This window comes from Bartonella sp. AD328YNZD, from assembly GCF_042196425.1.
The window spans coordinates 1-740 of record NZ_JBHIQG010000711.1 but is presented as its reverse complement, the minus strand read 5'-3'; the positions used below and the strand labels follow the sequence as shown (position 1 = coordinate 740).

Sequence of the window (740 nt, the reverse complement as noted above, 5' to 3'; positions counted from 1 at the left end):
TCATCTGTCTCCTCGCTTGATTTCGGCAGGGATTGTTTTATTAATGGGTACGCGGTTTCTATCATTTGGTTGCTTTAGTTTTGGTGCTAGTGCACAAGCAGATAAAAGATTCATAATTAAAATTATAGAAATGATATATTTCATTTTAATGGCCACTCTTTTTTATTGTTATTTATAGTATAACAATTTTCGTCATTATTACAATTTTGAATATAAAGTAAAGTGCATAATTTGTGTTTATTTTATTTTTTGATTTCATAACTGATTTTATTCATGGAAAACTTCAGCTGCAGTGCAAATATTTTTTACTTTGAGATTGGAATGTTTGGGTTATTTTGTCATATAGATGCTAAAAGTGAATATTAACGGGAACTATTGCTTCCTATGCCATCTAGTCTCCATAGATGTCCAAATGCAATGCCTTTTGCGAGAGCATTGGCAATGTTTGACAGTTTGAGTAACAGCATAATGGATATAATGGACAGGATGAGAGCTCCTCCAAACATATATCCCATATTCTGTCTGTAATCGAGTTTCATATCGCCCAAATAGTTTGCAAAGATATTCATCATTAAATTAAATACGGTAGCTAAGAGTACAAAGAGGATTGTATAGCTTACGACTTGTACAATCCATTGCTCAAAAAAGCGGTAAGTTGGTTGCCAGAGTAGAGCAATAATGAAGATTGGCCCCCATCCTACGAGAAGTGCAAGTGCGATTTTTGTCAGAAGGACGAGACC

2 protein-coding genes are annotated in these 740 nt (G+C 34.2%); both read right to left on the bottom strand.

Annotated features, from left to right (window positions below; genetic code table 11):
* A complete protein-coding gene (locus ACFIO3_RS14615; RefSeq protein WP_375608894.1) occupies positions 1 to 144 on the bottom strand; it encodes a TrwH protein in 144 nt (47 codons plus the stop codon).
* Between the two features lie 218 nt (positions 145 to 362).
* The coding region (locus ACFIO3_RS14610; RefSeq protein WP_375704732.1) for a type IV secretion system protein at positions 363 to 740 on the bottom strand (378 nt) is incomplete at its 5' end.

What these genes read in the sequence shown, in the direction of transcription:
- ACFIO3_RS14615 (WP_375608894.1), bottom strand. Translation starts at nt 144, where the DNA reads ATGAAATATATCATTTCTATAATTTTAATTATGAATCTTTTATCTGCT.